The following is a 24,360-nucleotide window of genomic DNA, read 5'->3' on the forward strand; positions in this document are numbered from 1 at the left end:
AAGATGAACGCCGGTGAACAACTTTCTCTTTGGGGGCTAATCCAGAACGCCAGCCTGTTGGTACAGTTAGTAATGCTGCTGCTGTTACTGGCCTCTGTGGTGTCCTGGGTCATGATTATCCAGCGCGGACTCTACCTGTCCCAGGCCAAGCGCTCCCTGAACAATTTCGAACGTCGCTTTTGGTCCGGTGCCGACCTGAACAAACTCTTCCGCGAAGGTAACGAGCGCGCAGAAAAAGGCCGGACCGATGGTGTTGAATCCCTTTTTCGCGCTGGTTTTACCGAGTTTACCCGCCTGCGCCAGCAAGGCAGCAGTGGCCCCGAAGCGGTAATGGAAGGCACTGAACGGGCCATGCGTGTGGCTATGTCCCGAGAGCAGGAAAAGGTGGAAATGAACCTGCCGTTCCTGGCAACCGTAGGCTCTGTCAGTCCCTATATCGGCCTGTTTGGCACCGTGTGGGGGATTATGAATTCCTTCCGTGGCCTCGCCACCATGCACCAGGCCACCATTGCCACGGTCGCACCCGGTATCAGTGAGGCGTTGGTGGCTACTGCTATGGGTTTGTTCGCAGCAATTCCTGCGGTGATGGCTTTTAACCGCTATTCCGCCAAGGCGGAGTCGCTGTTGTCCAGCTACGAAACTTTCGCCGAGGAGTTTTCCTCTATCCTGCACCGCAAAGTGCATTCCGGCTGAGTAGTGAGTAGGCGAGCCCTATGAGTGTGTTTCGCAAAGGAACCAAGAAGAAGCTGGTCTCCGAGATCAATGTGGTGCCCTACATTGACGTAATGCTGGTGCTGTTGATTGTCTTTATGGTCACGGCACCATTGTTGATGCAGGGGGTCAAAGTCGACCTTCCAAATGCGCCCTCGGCGCCGATGGAGGAAACCGATGAGGAGCCGCTGATTATTTCTGTGCGTTCCGATGGCACCTATTACCTGAATCTGGGGACTGACGAGCAGAGCGCCAAGTCGCTCGAAGAAATTAAACAAACGGTCGCTAAGGTATTGCGCCAAAAGCCGGGAACCCCGGTTTTGGTGTGGGGTGACACCGAGGCTCGCTATGGCCTGATCGTCAATGCCATGACCGAACTGCAGCAGGCGGGAGCGCCCAGCGTCGGCCTGGTGACAGAGCCACCTCAGGGGTAGGGTGCCGGTGAATAAAGGCTTTTATGCATTGGCGATTATCATCAGCCTCGTTTTGCACGGGGCGCTGATAGCTGCCATGACCTACGGCTGGGAAGCCAGCAGTATGCCCGAGCACAAACCGATGCCAAAGTTTGTGCAGGCAAAGCTGGTGACTATTGAAGCGGCAACACCGAAGAAGAAACTGCCGAAAAAGGTCGATAAAATAAAACAGCGTGCTGAGCGCGAAGCGGAGCAAAAACGCAAGGCTGAGGTCGAACGTAAGCGCCGTGCAGCCCTGGAGCAGAAGAAAAAACTCGAGGCGGAAAAGAAACGCAAGGCAAAAGCCGAAGCAGATCGCAAAGCGCAGGCAGAAAAGGCCCGCCGCGAGAAAGAACAGCAAGAGAAGGCGCGCAAAGAAAAAGAGCTGAAGGAGAAGCTGGCTCAAGAGCGCCAGAGTTCTTTTGATGAGGCACTTCAGGATGAAGAGGACCTGCTGGATGCGAATGAGGCCGAGCAAGCGGTGATGTCCGTTGGCCAGGCGATTCAGCAGCAGATTGAGGCGGTATGGAGTCGCCCGCCCAGTGCCCGAAACGGTATGCTTACCAAGGTAAAAATAAACTTTGTCCCCACCGGTCGGGTGGTGGCAGCTAATATCGTCGAGGGCAGTGGTAATGCCGCCCTGGATCGCTCGGTACTGACCGCCATTAAAAAGGTGGAAGTATTTCCCGAAGTGGCCGAGCTGGCCCAAAAGGAACCGGTGATATTCGAGCGGGAAGTCCGCACAACCATTTTGAACTTTAAAGTCGAAGATCTGCGCCAATGATCAAGAGTTTACTGAAGACAGTCGTTATTATTGCAATCGCCTCGGTGAGTCTGGGGGCCCGAGCCCAGCTGGTGGTGGATATTACCAGTGGTATCGATGACCCCACGCCGATCGCTGTATCCCCATTCAGCTGGTCTGGTGGCGGGGTACTGGCGGAAGATGTTTCCGGGATTATTTCCGCAGACCTGCGACGCAGTGGCCTTTTCTCCCCGGTGCCCAAGGAGGACATGCTGTCTTTCCCCAAGGCCCCGGAAGACGTGGTATTCCGGGACTGGCGAATTCTCGGCACCGAGTACATAGTGACCGGCCGCATTGAGCCGCAGGCCACCGGTTACCTGCTTACTTTTGATCTGGTCAATGTTTTCGGCCAGCACAAGATGTTTACCAAGCAGGTGCGTGGCGGCCAGACCCAGCTGCGGGATATTGCCCACCGCGCCGCCGATGAGATCTTTGAGGCTATCACCGGTATTCGCGGTGCCTTCTCCACCGAAATGGTGTACGTGCAGGAAGAGACCCGTGGCGGCAAGCCCAGCTATCTGTTGATGCGTGCCGATATCGATGGTGCTCGCGCCAAGCAGATCCGCCGTTTCAGCGCGCCGGTGATGTCTCCCATGTGGTCCCCCAATGGCCAGGAACTCGCCTACGTCTCCTTTGAAACCGGTCGCCCGGCAATTTTCCGCGAGAACCTGCGCACCGGTGCGCGCAAGCAATTAACCAACTTCAAGGGCATCAACAGCTCGCCGACCTGGTCCCCGGATGGAACCAAACTGGCGATGGTGCTCTCCAAGGACGGCAACCCGGAGATCTATGTGCTGGATCTGGTCAGTAATAAGCTGACAAGAATGACAAGGCACTTCTCCATTGATACCGAGCCGAACTGGATGCCAGATGGTAAATCACTGATTTTCACCTCCGATAGGGGAGGGAAGCCACAAATTTACCAATTGACTCTTGCCACTGGTCAAGTCGACCGCTTAACCTTCGATGGCGATTACAATGCGCGGCCCCGTGTTTCTCCAGATGGAAAGACACTGGTTATGGTGCATCGTAATAGGGGTGTGTTTACTATCGCTACGATGGATATCAACTCGGGCAGAATGCGTGTCCTTACGGAGACCACTCTGGATGAGTCCCCTAGTATCGCACCGAACGGGGCCATGTTGATGTACGCTACCAAACGTGGGGATAAAGGTATTCTGGCAGCGGTGTCGCTGGATGCCGGGGTGAAGTATAACCTGCCCTCTCAGAGGGGTGATGTCCGTGAACCGGCCTGGTCGCCGTACTTTGAATAAGGCGGGGGTGCCCGACGCGCTTCAGCGAAGGGTGTGAATTAGAGCAAGTAGAAATCTTTCAGGATTTTCGATAACACTATATATAAAGCGGAGTAGCTTATGTTGAAATCAGTAAAAACAGGTCTTGGGTTAGCCTGTGTATTAGCAGTTATGGCTGGTTGTAGCAGCAATGACACCAAGACTGGCGGGGAGACCATGGTAGATGAAACCGCAAATAATACCGCGGTTGAAACCACCGAATTTGATACTACCCCTGAGCCCGTAGCACCTCTTGAAAACGTAGTTTACTTCGATTTCGACCAGTCCCTGCTGAAGCCCGAAACCCGTGAACTGCTGATCCGTCACGCTGACCGCATGCGCGGCAACGCCGGTTCCGTTCGCCTGGAAGGCCACGCTGACGAACTGGGTACTCGCGAGTACAACCTGGCTCTGGGTGAGCGTCGTGCCAATGCCGTTCGCGACTTTTTGGTACTGCAAGGCGTAGACGCAGCTAACCTGGAAGTAATCAGCTACGGTGAAGAGCGTCCGGCTCAAATGGGTTCTAACGAATCTGCCCGTGCGATGAACCGTCGCGTTGTTATTAACTAATCGTAAAAATGGATGCCAATGGCTTTAACGATTAGAAAACTAGCGATCGCCGCAGCAGTTATGGCTGCGGCATCGCCGGTATTTTCCCAGGCCCCGATTGTAGACCTGTCTTCTAAAAGCCAGGACCAGTCGGCCACTATTTATACCGATGAAGCGGATAGCAGTGCTCCGACACAGCTCGCCCGTGCCGGTATGTCACCACCCCGAGCACAGGGTAATCCTCAGGCCGAAGCCTACTATCAGATGCAGGTTTTGCAGCAGGAAGTGCGGGAGTTGCGTGGCACAGTTGAAGAATTGCGCCATGAGATAAAGCGTCTCAAGCAGCAGCGCACTGAAGATTATATGGATCTGGACCGGCGTATTGCGCGCCTGAGTGGTACAGAGCCAGCGGCTCAACCGCCGTCAACCGCTGAAGGCGGTGCTTCGTCCATGCAAGGGCAGGGGGGCTCAGCAATGCCGCCTAAACCCCAAGGGCCGAAAGACGGCAAGAGTGAGCGCGACCGCTACCAGGCCAGCTTTGGTTTGGCCCGCAATGGCGATTACGGTGGCGCCAGTGAAGAGTTCAAAAGCCTGTTGCAGGACTTCCCCAATGGTCAGTACGCTCCGAACGCGAATTACTGGCTGGGTGAGATTGCACTGGTTCAGGGCAACCTGGAAGAGGCGCGAGAGTGGTTCGTAGCCTTACTTGACGGTTACCCCAATTCCAGCAAAGTCTGGGATGGCCGCTACAAGCTGGGTACTGTTTACCACCAGCTGGGCGACCAACAAAAAGCCCGCAACCTGCTGGAGCAGGTGGCAGCCAGTGACGCCAGAGCGTCCAATCTGGCGAAGAAGTATCTGCAGGAGAACTTCCAGTAGCCACCAGTCGCTACTGACTGTCATCGCTGGTTTTTTGAGCAGAAAAAGCCTATGATCCCGCGCCCGGGTGGCATGTGCCACTCGGGCGTTTTTGTGTTGGGTGTGTATGACCGATCTTTCCAAAGAATCACTCAGAATCAGTGAAATTTTCTACTCCCTGCAAGGAGAGGCGCGAGAAAGTGGCCTTCCTACGGTGTTTGTGCGCCTGACGGGCTGCCCGTTGCGCTGTACCTATTGCGACTCCGAGTATGCCTTTTATGGCGGCGAGCGCATGACGCTGGAGCAGATTTTGCAGCAGGTACAGAGCCATCCCGCTCGCCATGTGTGCGTTACCGGTGGTGAGCCCCTGGCCCAGCCCAATTGTTTTCCCCTGATGAAGGCGCTTTGCGATGCGGGCTATGCGGTGTCCCTCGAGACCAGTGGCGCCATGCCTGTGGATAAAGTGGATGAACGGGTATCGAGAGTGGTCGACCTGAAAACGCCGGCCTCCGGGGAGCAGCACCGCAACCGTATGGAGAATATGCAAGTACTCACCCGCCAGGACCAGATCAAGTTTGTTATCTGTGATCGCGGGGATTACGACTGGGCTCGATTTACCCTGGATCAGTACCGCATACCTGAGCGGGTTGGAGAGGTGCTTTTCTCCCCCAGCTACGAGCAGCTGCAGCCGCGCCAGCTAGCTGAATGGATACTGGAAGATGGGTTACCGGTGCGTATGCAGATGCAAATGCACAAGCTGTTGTGGGGCGACATCCCAGGCGTATAAAGCGCCGCTGCGCCACATCAAGAAAAGAGGAAAAAATGACAGCAAAGAAAGCAGTAATCTTGCTATCCGGTGGCCTGGACTCAGCCACCGTACTGGCCATGGCTCGCTCTGAGGGCTACGAGTGTTACGCCCTGGGCTTCGATTATGGTCAGCGTCACGAGGCGGAACTATTGGCTGCGCAAAAGGTGGCGAAGGACTTGGGGGCCGTTGAGCACAAGGTGGTTAAGCTCGACCTGCGCTCAATCGGCGGATCAGCGCTGACCGATGACTCTATCGAAGTACCCGAAGAGGAAACCACCGGCATTCCGGTAACCTATGTACCGGCGCGAAACACGGTGTTTCTATCTATTGCCCTGGGTTGGGCAGAGGTATTGGGCGCTCAGGATATTTTTGTGGGTGTGAATGCCGTGGATTACTCCGGTTATCCAGACTGCCGCCCGGAATATATTGAGGCCTACGAGAAGATGGCCAACCTGGCTACCAGAGCCGGTGTCGAGGGCAAGAAGTTGTCTATACGTGCGCCACTGATGGATATGAGTAAGGCGGATATTGTCACCGAAGGGGCCCGTTTAGGGGTGGACTACAGTTTAACAGTGTCCTGCTATCAAGCTCTGCCGGATGGTGCTGCCTGTCGCCGCTGCGATAGTTGTCGACTGAGGGCTGCGGGCTTCGCCAAGGCCGGCCTGGAGGACCCTACGGTTTACGCTTCCTGATTGGCCGTTGGCGTCAACTTTTTGAGCAAATACCTAACTCCTTAAATTTGTTAGATTTTTTTTCGAGTTAGGTATTGTCTTTTCGAAATAGATCCGTAAGATACGCAGCTCCTCACAACGAGGCATCGAAAAGGGTCGTTAGCTCAGTCGGTAGAGCAGTTGGCTTTTAACCAATTGGTCGCTGGTTCGAATCCAGCACGACCCACCATTTTCGACAGGGATGCCCAAGGCAGCCCACCTGGCTTTTACATATTTTGCGCGAATGTAAAAGCATCCCAAGTTGGACCATTACCAAGTTCGTCCAACCACCCTGGGGGTCGTTAGCTCAGTTGGTAGAGCAGTTGGCTTTTAACCAATTGGTCGCTGGTTCGAATCCAGCACGACCCACCATCTCTCTTATTTTCCCAATATTTATTTTTTTAGATATTACTCAAATACAAAGATCTTGTGTTTCTGTTTTTCTACAAACCTTTTACCCAGTTCTTGGGCACTTTCTTCCTATAGATGGCTTAGCTTTTGCCGATAATAATTAATGAGCCTTTGACTTGCGTCTCGGTACAGTGGCCAGGGATCTCCAGCTAACTGATGTTAAAGGTTCTGCCGCTGAGAGTGGCGTTGCGCTTTTTGAAGGTGATATCTCCTCAAGTTTTCCGTGTCACCAGTTAAGGTGAATGGTACTTGCCTCGATGTTATGGGTTTGATTTCTGAGTAGTGCGGTTCGATCTGTATAGGTAAGGGAGCTGATTTTAACGAGAAATATTTTCTACCAGATAAGGACTGCCGAGATGAAAACCGTAACCCCCATAACTGCCGCAATCTGTTTGGTGGCATTCAGTCATTCCTCTTTTGCGGATAATAATTCCACCATTGTTGAACAAAATGGGATTGGAAATAGCGCTATGGCAGATCAGTCCGATAGCGCGGTCAATTTTAGTCAGGTGATACAGTCCCAGACTGGTAACGGTAATCAGGTTGTCGCTGAGCAATACACAGATGTAACGGCGGCGACGGTAATTCAGACCCAGATTGGGGATGGGAATATTGCTACTGCGGAACAGTTCAACAATATTGCTTTAGCCAGTCTAACTAATGTTCAACTTGAACAGTTCCAGTCAGGTAATGCCAATACTGTGATGAGTACCCAGCTGGGCACTGTGACGAATAGTAGTTTGACTGTTAATCAAGTAGGTAACATGAACCTGGTTGATAATAATGTGCAGAGTTTCAGTGTTGATGCGAGCACTATGACGATAAATCAGCAGGGAGATATGAACATTGTCGGCCCCAGCTTTGCTCTACAGCAGCAGACGGTCAATTCTACTTTGTTGGCCACACAAATTGGCCAGATGAACCAGATGGACGTTAATCAAAACTTAAATACCAGCTCAAGTTCGATGGTTGGTATTCAAGATGGCGTTGGAAATATTGCGGCCTTGGATCAGTTCGGTGGAGTCAGCTTCCTTACGATGAACTTGTTGCAAATGGGTAATGATAATATGGCGACCCTGGAACAGGAGTTTACTGTTGAAAATTCAAGTATGCTTGTCGACCAGTTTGGCGATATGAATGTAGCTACGCTGGATCAAGGAAGTGCCTTTTTCACCAGTGCTACAGTGTTGCAGGTCGGCGATTTCAATGATGCGGATATCAATCAGTCAAATATCACTACCGGAGTAGCCTCAATATCTCAATCGGGTACCTCCAATGTATATGCCACTTCGCAAGCTGGCACCGCAGAGACGGCAATAGCGACACAGTCTGGGGTGAGTAATACCGGCACAATTTTACAGTGACAGTCAGTTCTTTAATTTCTGCGCTGCTAAGCACTTCTTCTGGTGGCGCAGATAATTAACTCTAAACTTTATTCCTAATTTTTCCCCACTTCCTTCTTATAGCGGTATTGCTGCTTATCGTTAACTCTTACCCAGTAGTTGGTCGGCCCTTGATCAGAGATTTGAGAATAGTTTCTAAATATTCAGTCGTTCAGTATCGCAAGTGACCCAGTGCCAGTACATGTGAATCCCTTTTTGGGGGTTTTTGCATAAATATTTACGCCTGTCTCAATATCACGGTATTCGATTTTGGCGGAATTTAGTGTTCCGTTTAATGAGTGCTGTTGTTCGATATTGGGATGGCGCTGAATTGGATTTTTTCAGGTTTTATGCGGACATATGTATTGGTGTTGGTGCTATCTATGAGGCCCTCTAGATTGAGTCCCGAGAAAAGCTTGAATAGTTAATTAAGGATTGAATTATGAGGAAGTTTAAGCCAGTAGCTCTAGTGATATTGACTGCAGTGAGTGGTGGCGCTATAGCCAGTAATAATACGACAATAGTGGGTCAGTAGGGTATTGGTAACACAGCTAATGCCAATCAGGTTGATCCTACGGCCATTGGGAACCTGATAGATGTTACCCAGATTGGTAATGCTAATACTTCATCGTCGACCCAGGCCAGCGATGCTGTTAGCAATACCATGACCCACTATCAAGAGGGCGATGGCAATATGGCTGAATCCTTTCAGCAGTTTATTACTGAGGCCAGTTCGCTGGAGATCAATCAGGTCGGAAATAATAACGACACGACAGCTGAGCAACTTGAGTCAATTGGTTCTACTCAGGAGTTAAATCAAACGGGTGAAATGAACTTTATGACTATCACCCAGACTGATACGGAAGCTTCCAATATTGCAGTAACCCAAACTGGTAATATGAATGATGCGATTCTAATGGGACAGGTTTTTGATATATTGGCGAGCAATATTACTCTGAACCAAATTGGCGACGATAATATGGCTCAAATTGGGCAGCAGAGTATTGTTGAGAACAGCTCTATTTCTGTTGACCAAGTTGGCAATCAAAATCTCTTTGTCAGTGAGCAAATAATGGGAGTATTTTCCTCTTCCATTAATGTCCTTCAGTCTGGTGATATGAATGAGGTTGATTCCGACCAAGAAAATGGGGTTACCGCAAACACTGTTCTAATTGCCCAAATAGGTAATGGGCATTTTGGAGGGGCTCTACAGGACGATGGAGTTACTAATAGTACTGTAAATGTGAGTCAGTCGGAAGATGGAAACTTCGGTGGTGGTGTTCAGCAAGCTGTAGTCGATTCTACTGTTGGCAGTGTAAACCAGTCAGGTACCATGAATATGGGAATTACCCAGCAAGCAGGGGGTACCTCTTTCGCCACCGCCACACTTACTCAGTTGGGCACTACGAATAATGCAATGCTCGGACAGTTTGGTATGACATCAGTTACGGGTTTTATATTGCAAAATGGTACAAGTAATATGGCGGAGATAGAACAGGTTGGTAATATGTTAAGCAATGCAACAATTACTCAGTTAGGTGATCTAAATCAACATATGACTCAACAAATGCTGGATTCTAAAACCACAGTTGCTACACAAAACGGCACTTCAAATATTGGATTTATTTTCCAATAAAATTTATTGGGGTTTTGCACCTGTGTTTGGAGAAGTAATACTTATTAAGTAGATGTAAGCCCCCCCTTTTTTTTCTTTTCGCTCAATTTTGTGCCTGGGTGATGGTTTTTTGAAGACTAAGTTGTTATTTCTATTGATTTCGCACTACTAATTTACGTCTCTAGCACTAATCTTCTAGGGGGATATAGAATCTGTTATAGAATTTTTTTGTTTCAGAGTTTAAGTAAAAGGATTGAGATTTGTTACAGGGAATTGATTAAGTGAATACTTGGATTTCACTGACTGCAGTCGCTTCGCTTACCATTAGTGTCCATGCTGTCGGCAGCAATAATATGACAGACATTGAGCAGGAGGGAGTTGGGCATCTGGCAACAGTGGATCAGTCAAATCCTACCAGTACCAGCAATACAGTTTCGATAACCCAAAGCGGGGATTCCCACCAGGTATCCGTTTTACAGGGGGCTCTCACGGATTTGAATACGGGTACGGTAGAGCAAGCTGGTTTGATGAACCAGGCAATTCTTGAGCAGATTGCAGAAGTATCTGAGAGTATTGCTCTGATTAGTCAATCTGGCGATGGCAATCTGGGTTGGGTGGTACAAGATGATTTTGTTGTCGCCGGCAGTGCCATTGTTATTCAGTCGGGCTCTAATAATGAGGCCGTTGCTGCGCAGGTGGACGTGGGGGGGAATACAGGGAACGGTCGCTGTTACGCAGTCAGGAACGATGAATTTTGCACAGGCTGTTCATGAAGATTTTGCTCTTGATAGCACTGGATTAATTGACCAGTTTGGGAGTGAGAATAGTGCTGAGTTATTCCAGGGTGACCTGACTGAATCGAGCGTTATAAGTGTTGTACAAGACGGAACGCTAAATGAGGCATTGGTGGGGCAGAGCTTTGCAGTTTCCTCCAATATTACCACCTTCCAGAGTGGGGATATGAATTATGCAGAGGTTTCTCAACTGGGGTTGAGTACTGGATCGGCCACCACTACCCAATTAGGATCTTCCAATATTCATGTTACTGTTCAAATGAATGATAACCAGGTGGCGGTAGCAACTCAGATAGGGAGTAGTAACCAGGGAGATATAATACAATAGTTGACTTTATTTTCTGTATCTTGAAAGTGTCGTCAATATATTCGGTCTTTACTGATAATCGAAAGTGTATTGAGATTGCTGTTGCTTGAAAATTCATTTTTTCGGCACTTTTCCGATAATTTCTGCCGCAATTTTTCCCAGATATAGTGACGAGGTAAGCCCGGGGGATTCAATACCAAAGAAAGCGATTAATTGCGTTTTGCCAGAGAATTTTTTGTGGTAGAGCTGGAAATCTCCGGCGGGGGCTCCTTGGGAAACTATTTTGGGGCGAATGCCGGCATAACCAGGCTGCAATGTATTTTCTATTACACCGGGCCAGTAACGACGGATACTATTATAGAATTTTTGTTGCTTGCCTGGGTCTACTTTGTAATTAATGGTGTCGACCCACTCTACATCCGGCCCAAAGCGCGCCCCTCCGGCTAAATCTAGAGTGAGGTGAATACCCAGGCCGGCTTTTTCTGGCAGTGGGTAAATTAAGTGGGAGAAGGGCGCTTTGCCCGATTGAGTGAAATAGCTGCCTTTGACAAAGTAAGTGTTGGGAATTTCTTTTTTTACTGCTTTGCTATCAATGGTTTGCATTAGCAAACTGGTGTGAAGGCCGGCGGCCAGAATCAGGTTGTTGGTTTTCAGTCTGTAGCCATCCGCCATCACCAACTGGCATATACCTGTAGAGACTTCAATTCGGGCAATTTTGGTTTCGAGTACCACTTCACCACCCTTGGATTCCAGGGCACCCTCAAGGGCCAGCATTAAGCCGTGGCTATCGATTATGCCTGTCGTCGGTGAGTGGATTGCACTAACACATCGTAATTCCGGCTCCATAGATTGGGCATCAGTGGCGCTGAGTAAACGAAGTCCCCCTGCGTTGTTAATATCCCCCTGGGTTTTGAGGGCGTGCAGCTTTGCGAGCTGTGATTTATCGGTGGCGACAACCAGCTTGCCGATTTTTTTATGGGGAACATCGTATTCCCGACAAAATTGATAAAGCATGGATTTACCGGCGACACAGGCTCGGGCTTTCAAGCTTCCGGTCGGGTAGTAGAGTCCGGCATGAATGACTTCACTATTGCGCGCACTGGTTTCAGTCCCAATGGCGCTGTGTTGTTCCAGTACCATCACATTGCGGCCAGTCAGGCTCAATTGGTAGGCACAGGCCAGCCCCAATATGCCAGCGCCGACTACTACGGTATCCAGTGTTTCCATAGCGGTCCTGTTGATTAACTGAGAACTTTGAAGGGGCATCCATGATAAAACCCCAGAGCTTATTTTGCCTGTAACAACAGATAAATATCACTGTCAAAAGGGTGCGTGGTGGTGTCGTTCCATTGCGCTATAATACGCGCTTTTCCGCGACTGGAAGTTAGTCATGACTCAGAAGTCCATTGCCGCAGACAATGTAGATTCTCGCTCTTTGGTGCAGGCGCACCTGGCGGAGCCGGTAATGTCACAATATAGCGAAGAAGAGCTGCAAGAATGGCGTGAGCGTATTAAGCGCTTACTAAAGGAACAGAATGCAGTATTGGTCGCACACTACTATACCGATCCCTTGATCCAGGCCCTGGCTGAAGAGACTGGGGGTTGTGTTTCTGATTCGTTGGAAATGGCTCGTTTTGGTGCCCAGCATTCAGCGGATACCCTGGTGGTGGCTGGTGTTAAGTTCATGGGGGAGACTGCCAAAATCCTTACCCCCAACAAAAAAGTATTGATGCCGACACTTGAGGCAACCTGCTCCCTGGATCTCGGCTGTCCCCCGCAAGAATTCTCTGACTTTTGCGACCAGCATCCGGACCGCACTGTGGTAGTTTATGCCAATACCTCGGCGGCAGTGAAAGCACGGGCTGACTGGGTTGTAACCTCCAGTATTGCCTTGGATGTAGTGGATCACCTTGATGCCAACGGGGAAAAAATCCTCTGGGCACCGGACAAGCATCTTGGCGGCTATGTGGAGCGTGAAACAGGTGCCGACGTCCTGCTTTGGGATGGCTCCTGTATCGTCCATGAGGAATTTAAGGCGAAGGGTGTCGAGGACTTAAAGGCCCTCTATCCCGATGCTGTGGTTTTGGTACATCCGGAGTCCCCCGCCTCTGTGGTAGCCCTGGCTGATGTGGTGGGGTCTACTTCGCAGATTATTAACGCAGCCAAGACCCGCCCGGAGAAGCGATTTATTGTGGCAACCGACCAGGGCATTTTCTACAAAATGCAGCAGGAGTGCCCGGATAAGGAGTTGATGGTGGCGCCGACAGCCGGTGCTGGGGCGACTTGCCGCAGCTGTGCTAACTGCCCCTGGATGGCGATGAATTCTCTGGAGAATCTGTGTGGGGTATTGGAGCGCGGTGATAATGAGATTTTTGTAGATCCAGAGCTGGGTCGCAAGGCGATGATCCCACTGCAGAGAATGCTGGATTTCCGCAAAGGCTAAGGCTTGAGGAAATAGCGCTAAGAAAACAAAAAGAGCGGCCATTGGCCGCTCTTTTTCGTTAGAGAGAGGGATTACAGCTCCTCGATTCTCTCCTGCATTTTCAGGACGTCCTTGAGGCGCTGTTCCAGGATCGCGTGGGTCTGGTAGTCGTCCTGAGACATGCGAATACCGTGACGCAGGTGCTGTAAGGCCTTGTCGAATATGCCGTTTAGGATGTAGTACTCAGCACGGGCTTCATGCACACCGACGATATCCCCGGCCAGGCCGTGAGTTTCCGCGAGCAAGTACCAAACTGCCGGATCTTTTTTCCGTGTGCGGCTGTATTTGGCCAGCAGGCGCTCGGCGGCCAAATAGTTGCCAGCTTTAAAGTGGGCATTGGCGAGCCCCATGATTAAGGCATGGTCTCCGGGATTGCGATCCAGGGCCCACTGCAGGCGCTTGGTGGCGCTGCTGTAGTCTTCTCGCACCAGATCGATATCTGCCCTTGCCAGTACATAAGCGGCTTTGGAGGGCTTCTTGTCCAGCAGGGGTTGCAGGGTGTCCAGAGCAGAGTCGGGCTTACCTGCGGCAACCTGGGCCAGGGCCAGGCCGTAACGGGCAGCATCCTCGTTGTCATTGATACCGTTGAGTTCTGCACTAAAGCGCTTAACGGCTTGCTGAGGTGTTGGCTCGGTGGTGAGGCGCACCCGCGAGCGCATCAGGTGATAGTCGAGATTTTCTTTGGGGGCAACCTTTTCCATACGCTGTGCCCGTAACTTGGCATCAGCAATACGCTTTTCTGTAACGGGGTGAGTCAGGAGAAATTCCGGTGGGCGCTGGTAGTAGCGTGTGGCCTTGAGCATTTGCTCAAACATTTCTCCTGCAGCCTCTGGGTCGCGCCCGGACTTGGCCAGGGTTTCAATGCCGACCCTGTCTGCCTCTTGCTCATTCTTGCGGCTGAAGCGCAGCTGGTTATCCAGGGCTGCGGCCTGGGTAACACTCATGGCTGCAATCCCCGCTTCACCGCCGGCGGTAGCTGCCAGAACCAGGGCGCCAAGCATGCCGGCTAAGGTGGGAATTGTGCTGTTGCGCTGTGCTTCCAGGGAGCGGGCGTAGTGCCGCTGGCTGAGGTGGCCCAATTCGTGGGCAACCACCGATGCAAACTGGTCCTCACGCTCTGCAAATAGAAACAGGCCGGTATGAATACCCATGACTCCGCCGGGTACCGCAAAGGCGTTCATGGTTTTGTTGCTTACAACGACAACATCAATCTCTTTGTCTTCCAGCGGGCTGTACTCTACCAATTCCTTGACCATGCCCTCGACATATTGCTGGATCAGCGCGTCACTGGAAGTGCGAACCTGGCTGCGGAATATGCGCAGCCACATCTGTCCCAGTTCTTTTTCCTGGGTGTGGGAGACGACGCCGCTGGTCCTGTCACCAAGTTCGGGGAGGCGTATCTCATCGCTGTCCGCTACAGCGGCGATCGGCACAGTGCCGAGTAATAAGCCAATACTGAGAGTGCGCAGTCCAGCGCGAATTCGATGGAGGATAGCTGGGGAGCGTGTCCGGTGAAGCAGGCTATTTTGGGTATCAGTCATCTTGATTACTGCTCGGTCTGTCCATGAAGGATCTATAGTCCAACTCTATACGCTACCCCGTTGGACTGTCGAGGATTGGACTTAGTGGACCATAAAAGGTTCACACTTACGCCAGGTGGAAAGTTAAAAAGCGTAAAGTCTGTGCGGGTTATGGCGTCTGGTTCGCGCTATAATCCCCGGCAATTCTGGTTTGTGACTGAAAAGGCAATGTCAGTAACTTCTTCTATCAATGAGCCCGACGCTCCGACTCCGGATTGGGACGCGGCCGCTATTGTGGATGCAAGAAATCTGCCCTGCCCACAACCGTTACTGGCCATGCGTCGCGCACTGCGTGAGCACCCTGAGGGAACACTGCTTTGCATACTCGCCACAGATGAGGGTTCCTGGCGAGATTTCCACAGTTTTTCCTCTTTAAGTGGTAGACCTCTGCTCCGTGCCGAGCGGCGTAATAATACCTTTCAATATTGGCTGTACGCTGGCAAATGAATAAAGACAAACCCCGAGAGTCTATGTTATCGATTGTAAAAGGCTGGGTTAACCGCTACTTCAGTCAGGAAGAAGTGGTGCTTCTGGTTTTGATATTAACGCTGGCACTGGTAGTTCTGGCGACACTGGGGGCGGTGCTGGCCCCGGTATTCACTGCGCTGGTGATCGCTTTCCTGATGCAGGGCATGGTGCAAAAGCTGAAGTCCTGGCATGTACCCCATTGGCTGGCCGTTACCCTGTCCTGTGTTGTGCTGGTGGGCACCATTGTGGCCCTGCTATTTGTGGTTCTACCAATTATCTGGCGCCAGCTGGTGCGCCTCGGGGCGGAGTTGCCCAATATGGTACAGCGCGGCCAGGAGCTTTTACTGTTACTTCCAGAGCGTTATCCGCGTTTAATTTCTGCCGGACAGATCGATGAAATCTTCAACACCCTCGGCAGCGAGCTGGGCGGCCTTGGGCAGACATTATTGGCCTTTTCCCTTACCAACCTGCCTATTTTTGCCGGATTGCTGATCTACGTTGTGGTGGTGCCGATTCTGGTGTTCTTCTTCCTCAAGGATGCGGAGCAGCTGATTCGCTGGTGCACTTCTTTTCTGCCGAAAGAGCGGCCTATGCTCCACCAGATCTGGCATGAGATGAACGACCAGGTGGCTAACTATGTACGTGGCAAGGTGATAGAGATTGGTATTGTCGCTGCTGTCAGCTATGCCGCTTTCCTGCTGTTGGGGGTGAACTATGCCCTGCTGCTCGCGGTAGCTGTGGGCTTTAGTGTTTTGATTCCCTATATCGGTGCAGCCGTTGTCACTATACCCGTTGCGGCCATTGGGCTATTCCAGTGGGGTTGGAGCAATGAGTTTTTCTACCTGATGATGACCTACGGCATTATCCAGCTGCTTGATGGAAATGTACTGGTGCCACTACTGTTCTCCGAGGCAGTTAACCTGCACCCGGTTGCTATTATTCTCGCGGTGCTGTTCTTTGGCGGCATCTGGGGGTTCTGGGGGGTCTTCTTTGCAATTCCCCTGGCGACCTTGCTCAAGGCCATTATGAGTGCCTGGCCCACCCATGAGCACCAGGTCGAATGGGAGGCTAGGCGAAGCTCTGAGTAATTGCCCGATATCTTTCTTTGTCTGCAGGCCGCGGCATTTGCTAGAATGCCGCGCTTTCTTTTATTTGGTCCCTTCAAATAGGTGAGAGCCCATGAGCCTGGCTGACAAAGTTCTAGCAGTCAATAATGACCTGCCGATCCGCACCGACAAGCCTATCCACAGTGGCAAGGTCCGTTCCGTTTACTGGCTGAGCGAAGAGGATAGCCGTCGCCTGATTAAGGAAAAAGGCTACCCGGTTTCCCCAGACACCCCCCTTGCAGTGATGGTGATTTCCGACCGAATCTCCGCGTTTGACTGTATCTGGACTGGCGAAGGTGGTATGCGTGGCGTACCTGGCAAGGGCGCGGCACTAAATGCCATTTCCAACCACTGGTTCAAGCTGTTTAAAGAGCAGGGCCTGGCTGATAGCCATATTCTGGATATCCCGCATCCGCTGGTCTGGATTGTACAGAAGGCGCGCCCAGTTATGATTGAAGCAATCGCCCGCCAGTACATCACAGGCTCCATGTGGCGTTCCTACCAGAAGGGCGAGCGCGAGTTCTGCGGAATCGAGATTGCCGATGGCTTGCAGAAAGACCAGAAGTTGCCTGAGCTGCTCATTACCCCCTCCAGCAAAGGCATTCTCAGGGGTATCCCCGGCGTGCCGGAAGCGGACGATGTCAATGTCACCCGCAAGAATATCGAAGACAATTTCGAAGCCTTCGGCTTCCGCAAGGAAGGCGATATCGACCTGTACGAGAAGCTACTGAAAGAAGGTTTCGATTTGATTTCTGCGGAGCTGGGAACGCTCGACCAAGTCTTTGTCGATACTAAATTTGAATTCGGCTATGTCACCGATGCCAATGGTGTAGAGAAGCTGATCTATATGGACGAGGTGGGCACTCCGGACTCCTCCCGAATCTGGGACGGTGAACAATACAGCGCTGGCAAGGTTGTGGAAAACTCCAAAGAAGGTTTCCGTCAGGCCCTGCTCGACCACTTCCCGGATTCCGATATCCTGTTAAATAAAGACCGCATGGATGAGCGCCAGGCTTTGGCCCGTGATAACGAGTTGCCCCAATCCATGTTGATGGATCTCAGCAATACCTATGTGGGTATTGCTGAGAAGATTATCGGTAAGAAACTGGAGATATCTGATAATCCTAAAGCGGAGCTGCTCGAAGTGCTGCGCAAGGATTATGGTTTGGTCGATTGATCCGGGCCTGATTGAAACAACCGGCGCTTGCGCAGTTTTTTGCCTGACAATTATTTGGTTCAGTTCCTGAATATAACGGGCAAAAAACTGTGGGTATATACCAAGGTAAACCCTTAAGTAGAAGATAACCTAAAAGTGAACTTTCCCTATGGTATGTATCTAAGATCGCTGCTTGAATTAGGCTAAATCAAATAAAGATAAAGGGAGTTGAAATGAAAAAAATTATCGTAATTGTCCTAGCTTTGACTATGGTTGGCTGCGGTACAGTTAAAACTGTTGGTCGCGACAACTATGCGGTGGGTAGTGCTTTAATGAGGGAAGGTTCATACTGCAATAATATGCCGCGCGTATATAGTGGCGTGGCTTACAATGTATGTAAAATGAACTCCAAACCTAAGAACTTTGGTAACATCATTTTGGCTTGTACTGTAGTTGACTCAATGTTCTCTGTAGTGCTGGATACAGCTGTGCTTCCGATTACTCTTTACACCCAAAGCAAATATGGAAACTTTGAATTGCGAGAACATATCCGTTCGTAGTATCCATTTGAGATCGTAGCAATTTTATGCACATTAATTGAAAGTACAGGATTGCTTATCAGGCATTCTACGCGAATGTGGGGGGCTTGAATTATTATCCTGAAGGGCCAGTAAAAGCCGGCGAGAGCGCCGGTCTTTTGTAGCTGCCACAATTTGCCATAATTCCCTTTCCTTTTTGCCCAATTTCCTGCCCGTTTTCGCCCGCTTCTCCCGTTTTAATAACTTCAACATCCAATTTAAAAGTGGAGGGAAGTTAGTGAACAGGGTGATGTTATTTGGGCAGCGGTTTCATAAAGACGATCTGATGTTGCCGACAGAGGAGTATTATCGTCGCCGCCAGAAGACCGGTGGGGTGGGGCGCTGGTTGTTATTTGTCGTTGTGGTATTGGCGGTAGTTATTGCGGCAATCGGTGCAGAGGTCAATGCCCAGGAGATTCCCTCTGTGGGTGATGCGATCCAGCAGGAGTTCACCGAGACAGTTACCCTGGACGATGTAAAGGGCGGGGACTTACTTTTTACTGGCAATGAGTCCGGAAAGTATATTCCAGCGGTGCACCTGAAAAGTCGGGTCAGTATTTCCGTGCGGGGTCTGGTAGCGGAAGTAGAGCTTCAGCAGCAATTTAAGAATACCACCGACGGCTGGCAGGAAGCAGTTTATGCATTACCACTGCCTGAGCACGCTGCGGTGGCGGGGCTTGAAATTCAGGTGGGGGAGCGCCGCATTGTCGGTAAGGTACGCGAGCGAAAAGAGGCCGCTAAAATATACAAGGCTGCTCGTGCGGCGGGTAAGCGTGCAGCTCTTCTTGAGCAGCAGCGCCCAAATTTGTTCACTAATAAAGTGGCCAATATTGCCCCCGATGAGATGGTACAAATAAATATCCGCTACTTGCAGCCGGTGAATTATGACAGCGGCGTTTTTTCACTGCGTATGCCCACTACATTGACCCCGCGTTATATCCCTGGCAAGCCAATACCTCCCCAGGTATTGAACGGCGATGAGCTGGAGCTGGTGACAGAGAGTAGCGGCTGGGCTCTGCCCACTGACCAGGTGTCGGATGCTGCGTCGATAACTCCGTTTATGCAGTCAGCGCGGGAGTTACAGAGATTGGGTAGCCATAATATTTCTATCGATGTGGATCTGCACGGCGGTCTGCCGTTAGAAAAAATCGATAGCCCCTACCACCAGATTGATATAGATAACCGGGGTGACGGTCGCTATCGGATACAGCTGCGCGATGGAACTGCGGTGATGGATCGGGATTTTCTGCTGAATTGGCAGCCGCGCTCTTCTGCTATGCCGCGTGCAGCGCTGTTTAGCGAGAAAATTGCAGCGCAAGAGGGAGAAGAGCAGGCTGGGGCTTATTTACAAGTTATGTTGCTACCGCCCAATAATGGCACTGGCGCCCAGCGTTTGCCGAGGGAAGTGATTTATGTAATCGATACTTCCGGCTCCATGTCTGGAAACTCTATTCGCCAGGCGAAGGAGAGCCTTACCCTGGCGCTTGCTCGTTTGCACAGCAATGACCGATTTAATGTTATTGAATTTAACAGTGCGACCCGCGCATTTTTCCCGCGCCCGATAGCGGCGAGTGCTGAGAATATTCGCCGTGCACGCCAGGAAATAGAAAACCTGAATGCTGAAGGGGGCACAGAAATGGCACCCGCCCTGAGGATGGCATTCGGTCAGCAGATGCAGGACGATACCAGCACCGTTCAGCAGGTGGTATTTATCACTGATGGCGCCGTGGGCAATGAACGGGCTCTGTTCGAGTTAATTAGTCAATCCCTGCATAACGCTCGGCTGTTTACTGTGGGTATTGGTTCGGCCCCCAATAGCCACTTTATGCGCAAAGCCGCTCAGTTTGGTCGCGGTACTTTCGTCACCATCGGTGATATTTCCGAAGTTCGCGAGCGTATGCAGGCCCTGTTTGCCAAGTTGGAAAATCCTATGGCTACAGACCTGCAGCTCAATTGGCCCCAGGGAGTCGTAGCGGATGCCTACCCCAAGCGTATTCCCGATCTCTATAACGGTGAGCCTATGCAGTTGGTGGCAAAGGTGCAGGGTGACCTGTTGCAGGGAGATATCCAGCTGCGGGGCCGAATGGCAGGTAAACAGTTCGTACGCAAACTAGCTCTCAAAGTAGAGAGTGGTAGCGATACTTCAGGCATCGGCAGTGTTTGGGCGCGCAGCAAGATAGATTCTCTGCGGGACCGGCAGCTTCAGTCTGGAGAGCATTCGGATGCAGGCCTGGCTCTGCGCGAACAGATTTTACAGATTGCCCTGAGGCATCAACTTGCCAGCCCCTACACCAGTTTTGTTGCAGTCGAAGAGGAAGTTGTACGCAGTGCTGAAGAGAAGTTATCTCGCAGCTCGGTCACCAATATGGTGGCTAAAGGGCAAGTGCTACAGCGCCAGGCCTATCCGCAAACAGCTACAGGTCTCTACGGGCAGTTATTGGCCGCGGCGGTATTGTTGATGTTTGCGGCGATCTTCCAGCGCGGTCGGGCCTTGCGCAGCAACTTGACCCGAGCCCTGCGCTCCTTCCTGCGCAGGATTTTACCGGACCCCCGTCAATCCAGCGGCGCTAATCCTCTGCAACGGGGAGGTGTGTAAGCGTGGCTCGCTCACTGCTCTTTATGCTTTGCTTGGGAACGGGGTTGTGGCAGCTGGGTTCCGCCAGCTGGCTCCTGGCCAAGGCCGAATTGGCCCAAGTGTTGATTAATAGTGCTTGGGAAGAACAGCTACAGGGCGGGGCTCTGCAAAAGCCCTGGCCCTGGGCGGACACCTGGCCAGTGGCCAAGTTAAAGTTGGAAGGGCAGTCGCCATTAGTTGTTCTGGCGGGGGGGAGTGGGCAGGCGCTGGCCTTTGGACCCGGCCTCTTGTCTGGATCCGGCAGTCCCGGTGAGTCTCGCACTACAGTTATCGCCGCTCATCGAGATACTCACTTTGCGGGATTGGAGCATGTCGGGCGGGGTACCTCCATTTACCTGCAGGACAAGCGCGGACGCTGGCATACTTACCGGGTTGTGGAAATGCGGATTGTGGATAGTGAGCGCGAGCGCCTGCCCATCTTTGCCGAGCGCGGATTGTTGTTGGTGACCTGTTACCCATTCAACGCCCTGGCCGCTGGCGGCTCCCTGCGTTACTTGGTCTACGCTGAATATCAGCCCGGTGGGGAGCTGGTTCAGCTGTGACCAATATCTTTATTTGAGACTCGATTTTGTAGTTCGTTTTCTCAAAAAATCCACTAAATGTTCCGGTGAAACGGCCAAACGGCAAATAATTGTTTTGCTCTTTTGTTTTATTTGTTACTAACCGTCCTATCTGGAAAATTTTTTGTAGTAATACTACAATCCCTTCCGCTAACAACCGGGATGGGGTTTTGTCCGCCAGTCTGCGCGGGCCCCGGAACAGATAATCACAGTCAAACTAGGCACTTGCGGCAATCAATTGCGCCGCTTTCCTCTCCGTCATATTCGAGTAAAGATTCACAAACTTTGCATTTACGCCAACAAAGTTGGTGAATTGGCGGAACCAAGAAAAAAAGGAAGCTTTTTTTTGCCTGCGCTGTAGTTTGCCCGCGTACCGATTTTTGAGAAATAGACCGACTCGACGTCGCCTAATTCGCCGAGGAGCACTTGATGCACGAAGATACCGATAACCTCGAAACGCAGGAGTGGCTGGATGCGCTGCAAGCGGTTATCCGCTACAGCGGCAAAGAACGCGCAGCCTTCCTTCTGAAGCAGTTGTCTGACCGCGCTACCGATGTAGGCGTACAGCTGCCTGCGGCAATCACCACTCCCTATCGCAATACCATTCCGCCCAATGCGGAAAAGCGTATGCCTGGCGACCTGTTTATGGAGCGTCGAATTCGCTCCCTGATTCGCTGGAATGCCCTGGCGATGGTGGTACGTGCCAACCAGAATAATGATGGCCTCGGCGGCCATATCTCCAGCTTCTCCTCTGCGGCCACACTCTACGATGTGGGCTTCAACTACTTCTTCCGTGGTAATGAAGGCGAGGAACGCGGCGACCTGATTTTCTTCCAGGGCCACAGCGCACCGGGCATTTATGCCCGTTCCTACCTGGAAGGGCGTTTCGATGAAGAGCAGCTGGACAATTTCCGCCGCGAAGTGAACGGCAATGGCCTGTCTTCCTACCCGCATCCCTGGCTGATGCCGGAATACTGGCAGTTCCCCACAGTTTCCATGGGATTGGGGCCGATCCAGGCAATTTACCAGGCGCACATTATGCGCTACCTATCTGCCCGCGGCCTGTCCCCGCGCGGCGATCGCAAAGTGTGGGCTTTCCTTGGTGACGGTGAGTGTGACGAGCCGGAAACCCTGGGCGCAATCTCCCTGGCTGGCCGCGAGCAACTGGAAAACCTGGTGTTCGTGGTTAACTGTAACCTGCAGCGTCTGGACGGCCCGGTACGCGGCAACGGCAAGATCGTGCAGGAGCTGGAAGGCGTATTCCGCGGTGCCGGTTGGAATGTTGTCAAAGTACTCTGGGGTCGCCTATGGGATCCGCTGCTGGAGAAAGATGACAAGGGCCTGTTGCAGAAAGTCATGGACGAAGTGGTCGATGGCGAGATGCAGAACTTCAAGGCCAACGGCGGCGCTTATACCCGCGAGCATTTCTTCGGCAAATACCCGGAGTTGCTGGAGCTGGTTAAGGATATGTCCGACGATGAGATTATGAAGCTCAATCGCGGCGGCCACGACCCCTACAAAGTTTACGCAGCCTACGCGGCGGCAATGGCCCACAAAGGCCAGCCCACCGTGATCCTGGCCCAGACCGTTAAAGGTTACGGCTTGGGCTCCGCCGGTGAAGCGGCGATGGACACCCACTCTGTGAAGAAGCTGGATCTGGATTCCCTCAAGCGTTTCCGCGATCGCTTTGCCATTCCGCTCACCGATAAAGAGCTGGAAGAAGTTCCTTACTACCGCCCATCTCCGGACAGCCCGGAAATGAAATATATGGCGGAGCGCCGCAAGGCCCTGGGTGGTCCGGTTCCCCGTCGCCCGGTTGAGTGCCCGAAACTGGAAGTCCCCGACCTCGATGCGTTCAGCGCACTGACCAAGGGCTCCGGTGAGCGCGAAATCTCCACCACCATGGCATTTGTTCGCGCGATTGCTGCGTTGGTGAAAGACAAGAATATCGGCAAAAACATCGCGCCGATTGTTCCCGATGAAGCCCGTACCTTTGGTATGGAAGGTCTGTTCCGTCAGTTGGGTATCTATTCCTCCCAAGGGCAGCGTTACACCCCGGTGGATCACGGCCAGATCATGTATTACAAGGAAGATAAGAAAGGCCAGGTGCTGGAAGAGGGCATCAACGAAGCGGGTGCTATGTCCACCTGGATGGCGTTGGCCACGGCCTATAGCAACCACGGCGTGCCGATGGTGCCTTTCTATATCTACTACTCAATGTTCGGCTTCCAGCGTATCGGCGACCTGGCCTGGGCCGCTGGCGATATGCAGGCGCGCGGCTTCCTGATCGGCGCTACCGCCGGCCGTACCACCTTGAATGGTGAAGGTCTGCAGCACCAGGATGGCCACAGTCACGTACTGTCCTCCACTATCCCCAACTGCCGCAGCTATGATCCTGCCTATGGTTACGAGCTGGCAGTGGTTATGCAGCGCGGCTTGAAAGAAATGTACGAAGAGCAGAAGAACCTCTTCTACTACATCACCATCGAGAACGAGAACTACCTGCAGCCGGAAATGCCTCAGGGCGTGGAAGAGGGCATTATTCGCGGTATCTACAAGTTGCAGTCCAACGTCAAGAAAGGCGCTAAGGGCAAAGCGGCGAAGAAACATGTACAGCTGATTGGTGGCGGTACTATTTTGCGCGAAGTGCTGGCAGCGGCGGATATCCTCGCCGACCAGTTCGGTGTGACCTCCGATGTCTGGAGCCTCACCTCCGCTGTGGAATCGGCCCGTGAAGGCCAGGACGTGGCACGCTGGAATATGCTGCACCCGGAAGCCGAGCCGCGCAAAGCCTGGATCACTGAGCAGTTCGAAGGCAATACCTCCCCGGTTATCGCCTCCACCGACTACATCCGTTCCTATGTGGAGCCACTGCGCGAATTTATCGACGGTGAGCTGACCACCCTGGGTACCGATGGTTTCGGCCGCAGTGACAGCCGCGAGCAGCTGCGTCGCTTCTTCGAAGTGGATCGCAACTACGTGGTAATCGCTGCACTGAACGGCTTGGCCAAGCAGGGTGTTATTGATGCTAAAGAGGTTGCGGAAGCAATCGTGAAGCTCAATATCGACGCCGAAAAAGTTAACCCGCGCATCAGCTAAGAGAA

22 protein-coding genes and 2 tRNA genes are annotated in these 24,360 nt (G+C 51.9%); 22 read left to right on the forward strand and 2 right to left on the reverse strand.

Annotated elements, in window-relative coordinates:
* Positions 1-3: 3 nt before the first annotated feature.
* The 14 genes from tolQ (at position 4) to BTJ40_RS03750 (ending at position 10,712) form a co-directional block, all read left to right on the forward strand.
* Complete coding sequence (gene tolQ, locus BTJ40_RS03685) at positions 4-693, forward strand: protein TolQ (RefSeq protein WP_108731827.1); 690 nt, start codon at positions 4-6, stop codon at positions 691-693.
* A gap of 20 nt (positions 694-713) precedes the next feature.
* Positions 714-1,145, forward strand: a complete 432-nt coding sequence (gene tolR, locus BTJ40_RS03690; protein ID WP_108731828.1) for a protein TolR — start codon at positions 714-716, stop codon at positions 1,143-1,145.
* 7 nt (positions 1,146-1,152) lie between these two features.
* Entirely contained in the window at positions 1,153-1,947 is a 795-nt protein-coding gene (tolA, locus tag BTJ40_RS03695; protein WP_108735158.1) for a cell envelope integrity protein TolA, read from the forward strand.
* Positions 1,944-3,239, forward strand: coding sequence for a Tol-Pal system beta propeller repeat protein TolB (gene tolB, locus BTJ40_RS03700; protein WP_108731829.1), 1,296 nt, complete (start codon positions 1,944-1,946; stop codon positions 3,237-3,239). Before tolA ends, tolB begins: the two co-directional genes overlap by 4 nt.
* Positions 3,240-3,338: 99 nt before the next feature.
* Complete coding sequence (locus BTJ40_RS03705; RefSeq protein WP_108731830.1) at positions 3,339-3,827, forward strand: OmpA family protein; 489 nt, start codon at positions 3,339-3,341, stop codon at positions 3,825-3,827.
* Between the two features lie 18 nt (positions 3,828-3,845).
* On the forward strand, positions 3,846-4,685 hold the full coding sequence (ybgF, locus tag BTJ40_RS03710) for a tol-pal system protein YbgF (RefSeq protein ID WP_108731831.1): 840 nt from the start codon (positions 3,846-3,848) through the stop codon (positions 4,683-4,685).
* Between the two features lie 106 nt (positions 4,686-4,791).
* Positions 4,792-5,451, forward strand: coding sequence for a 7-carboxy-7-deazaguanine synthase QueE (queE, locus tag BTJ40_RS03715; protein WP_108731832.1), 660 nt, complete (start codon positions 4,792-4,794; stop codon positions 5,449-5,451).
* Positions 5,452-5,486: 35 nt separating this feature from the next.
* Positions 5,487-6,164 (forward strand): 7-cyano-7-deazaguanine synthase QueC, encoded by a 678-nt coding sequence (gene queC, locus BTJ40_RS03720; protein ID WP_108731833.1) that lies wholly within the window; start codon positions 5,487-5,489, stop codon positions 6,162-6,164.
* A gap of 132 nt (positions 6,165-6,296) precedes the next feature.
* Positions 6,297-6,372, forward strand: a tRNA-Lys gene (locus BTJ40_RS03725).
* A 106-nt stretch (positions 6,373-6,478) separates the two neighbouring features.
* Positions 6,479-6,554: transfer RNA gene (locus BTJ40_RS03730), tRNA-Lys, on the forward strand.
* Between the two features lie 395 nt (positions 6,555-6,949).
* Positions 6,950-7,957, forward strand: a complete 1,008-nt coding sequence (locus tag BTJ40_RS03735) for a hypothetical protein (RefSeq protein ID WP_108731834.1) — start codon at positions 6,950-6,952, stop codon at positions 7,955-7,957.
* A 682-nt stretch (positions 7,958-8,639) separates the two neighbouring features.
* On the forward strand, positions 8,640-9,611 hold the full coding sequence (locus BTJ40_RS03740) for a hypothetical protein (RefSeq protein ID WP_108731835.1): 972 nt from the start codon (positions 8,640-8,642) through the stop codon (positions 9,609-9,611).
* A 260-nt stretch (positions 9,612-9,871) separates the two neighbouring features.
* Positions 9,872-10,363 (forward strand): hypothetical protein, encoded by a 492-nt coding sequence (locus tag BTJ40_RS03745; RefSeq protein WP_108731836.1) that lies wholly within the window; start codon positions 9,872-9,874, stop codon positions 10,361-10,363.
* Entirely contained in the window at positions 10,338-10,712 is a 375-nt protein-coding gene (locus BTJ40_RS03750; protein ID WP_108731837.1) for a hypothetical protein, read from the forward strand. Before BTJ40_RS03745 ends, BTJ40_RS03750 begins: the two co-directional genes overlap by 26 nt.
* 93 nt (positions 10,713-10,805) lie before the next feature.
* Here the strand turns inward: BTJ40_RS03750 and BTJ40_RS03755 are convergent, their stop codons facing one another.
* Positions 10,806-11,918: an NAD(P)/FAD-dependent oxidoreductase gene (locus BTJ40_RS03755; RefSeq protein ID WP_108731838.1), complete on the reverse strand. Its 1,113-nt coding sequence runs from the start codon at positions 11,916-11,918 to the stop codon at positions 10,806-10,808.
* Positions 11,919-12,081: 163 nt separating this feature from the next.
* Here BTJ40_RS03755 and nadA point away from each other — a divergent pair, with 163 nt between their 5' ends.
* On the forward strand, positions 12,082-13,134 hold the full coding sequence (gene nadA, locus BTJ40_RS03760; RefSeq protein WP_108731839.1) for a quinolinate synthase NadA: 1,053 nt from the start codon (positions 12,082-12,084) through the stop codon (positions 13,132-13,134).
* A 71-nt stretch (positions 13,135-13,205) separates the two neighbouring features.
* Here the strand turns inward: nadA and BTJ40_RS03765 are convergent, their stop codons facing one another.
* Positions 13,206-14,714 (reverse strand): M48 family metalloprotease, encoded by a 1,509-nt coding sequence (locus BTJ40_RS03765; RefSeq protein ID WP_108731840.1) that lies wholly within the window; start codon positions 14,712-14,714, stop codon positions 13,206-13,208.
* Between the two features lie 207 nt (positions 14,715-14,921).
* Here BTJ40_RS03765 and BTJ40_RS03770 point away from each other — a divergent pair, with 207 nt between their 5' ends.
* From BTJ40_RS03770 to aceE, 7 genes are all read left to right on the forward strand, one after another.
* Positions 14,922-15,200: a sulfurtransferase TusA family protein gene (locus BTJ40_RS03770; RefSeq protein ID WP_108735159.1), complete on the forward strand. Its 279-nt coding sequence runs from the start codon at positions 14,922-14,924 to the stop codon at positions 15,198-15,200.
* Between the two features lie 23 nt (positions 15,201-15,223).
* Positions 15,224-16,309 carry an AI-2E family transporter gene (locus tag BTJ40_RS03775; RefSeq protein WP_108735160.1) on the forward strand — a complete coding sequence of 362 codons (1,086 nt, stop codon included), beginning with the start codon at positions 15,224-15,226 and terminating at the stop codon, positions 16,307-16,309.
* A gap of 91 nt (positions 16,310-16,400) precedes the next feature.
* The gene (locus BTJ40_RS03780; RefSeq protein WP_108731841.1) at positions 16,401-17,504 is read left to right on the forward strand and encodes a phosphoribosylaminoimidazolesuccinocarboxamide synthase; all 1,104 of its coding nucleotides are present in this window, start codon (positions 16,401-16,403) and stop codon (positions 17,502-17,504) included.
* Positions 17,505-17,716: 212 nt separating this feature from the next.
* Positions 17,717-18,043 carry a YceK/YidQ family lipoprotein gene (locus BTJ40_RS03785; protein ID WP_108731842.1) on the forward strand — a complete coding sequence of 109 codons (327 nt, stop codon included), beginning with the start codon at positions 17,717-17,719 and terminating at the stop codon, positions 18,041-18,043.
* A gap of 256 nt (positions 18,044-18,299) precedes the next feature.
* Positions 18,300-20,657, forward strand: coding sequence for a marine proteobacterial sortase target protein (locus BTJ40_RS03790; RefSeq protein ID WP_238152124.1), 2,358 nt, complete (start codon positions 18,300-18,302; stop codon positions 20,655-20,657).
* Positions 20,658-20,659: 2 nt separating this feature from the next.
* Positions 20,660-21,238: a class GN sortase gene (locus BTJ40_RS03795; RefSeq protein ID WP_108731844.1), complete on the forward strand. Its 579-nt coding sequence runs from the start codon at positions 20,660-20,662 to the stop codon at positions 21,236-21,238.
* A 447-nt stretch (positions 21,239-21,685) separates the two neighbouring features.
* Positions 21,686-24,355: a pyruvate dehydrogenase (acetyl-transferring), homodimeric type gene (aceE, locus tag BTJ40_RS03800; protein ID WP_108731845.1), complete on the forward strand. Its 2,670-nt coding sequence runs from the start codon at positions 21,686-21,688 to the stop codon at positions 24,353-24,355.
* Positions 24,356-24,360: the final 5 nt, after the last annotated feature.

Source organism: Microbulbifer sp. A4B17, assembly GCF_003076275.1.
GTDB lineage: Bacteria > Pseudomonadota > Gammaproteobacteria > Pseudomonadales > Cellvibrionaceae > Microbulbifer.